Below are 2,305 nucleotides of genomic sequence, written 5' to 3' on the forward strand. Positions count from 1 at the left end.
AAAAATCCAGCATCGTCTATTTCTAAAACCGTACTGTCATCTTGATAGTTTCTGGCACTAGAGTATTTCCATTCTACAGGGTTTGTTACAAAACCACTTTCAACTGGATTGTTATGTATGTAATCTATTTTTTGTTTTACAACCGATTCACTCCATAATTCTATGGGTTTATTATGATGTTGCCAAAATTGATATTTGCTTACGTTACCTTGCTTTTTACCTGCCCTCTCAAACATCCATAATAGCCATTCTTTTCTGCTTTCTTGTGGGTTGTTTTCAATGGATTCCATTACTTTTTTTGCCGTATGCTTTTTAAATGCCTGTAGTAATTCCATGGGTTGCTCGTTGCTTGACCGAAATATAAAATGAACATGACTAGGCATAAAACAATAGGCATAGAGTTCCATACCCTTTTCCGCTCTGCAATAATGAATACTGTCTGCCAAAACATTAAAATAAACTTGTCTTGTAAAAACGTCAAGCCAATATACTGTAGCGAATGATACAAAATATAAGCCCGCCTTGTTATGAAATTTATATTTCCTACTCATGCCTCTAAAAATACAAAAAGACATACTGATTATCTAGAATAGCTTTATTGTTTTTTTTATTGCTTTCGTTTGCCTTACTCAGACGGCACTCGTTGCAAACGAGCGCTAGCGGTGGGATTAATTTACACCCAGTTATTTATTTTTATCAACTATACAGTTAAAGTGATAGAAACTTTTAATACACCAAACTGGCAATAAAAACAGTAAACAATTAAGAACTGAAATAAATAAATGGAATGAATTAACTGGAAATAATAAAATAAAATCATAATCTTTTATGGTGGCAGAATAACTAGAAACACAGAAGGGGAACAAAAAGAGTCTAATTTTAACCCATATATTTTGCTTTATGCCTTGCTGACTTGTCGATAAGATAAGTGCAAATCCAATAATAAGTGAAATACCCAAAGAGCTGGCCCATAACTTAAGTGAAGGTTCAAAGTATATGGTTATAATTGTTAGGTACCAAATTAAATAGCACCACAAAATAATTTTTTGAGTTGTTATGTTTTTAAAGTAGTTAAAAAGGGTAACCATTATAATTCCTATCATTCTTTTTTATGGTTGGTAATAATAATTAGAAAACTCACCCTTATTCCATCCTCTTTCGGTATAAATAGCACCATTAGTGTGATACCATTTCCAAGTTCCAGTTTCTCTTCCCATCTAAATATTTACCTCCGGCTCGATAATTTCCATTTTTGAAGTAATATTTCCAATTACTTTTTTTGTACATTAGAATCTAACCTGCCTTTTCAATCATTCCATTTTCATTGCATTCTTTACTAATATTACAAGAACTAAAAATTACTATGAAAAATTAATAAAAGAGATTTTTTCATAACATATATATTTCCAATGTTTACCAACATCTATTAAATTACCTAATTAAAACAGAATATCCAAAGTTCAAAAAAATATCACAATACTACAAAAAATCACACAATCCATTATCCAACTTTCTAAATGTCTTTTCCAAAGAGCCAAACAATGCAACCTATTAAACCCCTATTTACTCCTTATTTCAACAATAACCATCCCTCTGCTAGCGCTCGTTTGTAACGAGTGCCCTTTAACAACTAACCAAAAAATCCAGCATCGTCTATTTCTAAAACCGTACTGTCATCTTGATAGTTTCTGGCACTAGAGTATTTCCATTCTACAGGGTTTGTTACAAAACCACTTTCAACTGGATTGTTATGTATGTAATCTATTTTTTGTTTTACAACCGATTCACTCCATAATTCTATGGGTTTATTATGATGTTGCCAAAATTGATATTTGCTTACGTTACCTTGCTTTTTACCTGCCCTCTCAAACATCCATAATAGCCATTCTTTTCTGCTTTCTTGTGGGTTGTTTTCAATGGATTCCATTACTTTTTTTGCCGTATGCTTTTTAAATGCCTGTAGTAATTCCATGGGTTGCTCGTTGCTTGACCGAAATATAAAATGAACATGACTAGGCATAAAACAATAGGCATAGAGTTCCATACCCTTTTCCGCTCTGCAATAATGAATACTGTCTGCCAAAACATTAAAATAAACTTGTCTTGTAAAAACGTCAAGCCAATATACTGTAGCGAATGATACAAAATATAAGCCCGCCTTGTTATGAAATTTATATTTCCTACTCATGCCTCTAAAAATACAAAAAGACATACTGATTATCTAGAATAGCTTTATTGTTTTTTTTATTGCTTTCGTTTGCCTTACTCAGACGGCACTCGTTGCAAACGAGCGCTAGCGGTGGGA

General features: G+C 32.6%; 2 protein-coding genes. Both read right to left on the bottom strand.

The window, feature by feature from the left end:
* Positions 1–551: REP-associated tyrosine transposase (locus tag CSW08_RS09405; protein ID WP_106659638.1), on the bottom strand; the 551-nt coding region annotated here is incomplete at its 3' end.
* Positions 552–1,630: 1,079 nt separating this feature from the next.
* Positions 1,631–2,188 carry an REP-associated tyrosine transposase gene (locus CSW08_RS09415; protein WP_106659640.1) on the bottom strand — a complete coding sequence of 186 codons (558 nt, stop codon included), beginning with the start codon at positions 2,186–2,188 and terminating at the stop codon, positions 1,631–1,633.
* Positions 2,189–2,305 lie beyond the last annotated feature (117 nt).

Origin of the sequence: Confluentibacter flavum (assembly GCF_002843175.1) — a bacterium.
GTDB lineage: Bacteria > Bacteroidota > Bacteroidia > Flavobacteriales > Flavobacteriaceae > Confluentibacter > Confluentibacter flavum.

What these genes read in the sequence shown, in the direction of transcription:
- CSW08_RS09415 (WP_106659640.1), bottom strand. Translation starts at nt 2,188, where the DNA reads ATGAGTAGGAAATATAAATTTCATAACAAGGCGGGCTTATATTTTGTA.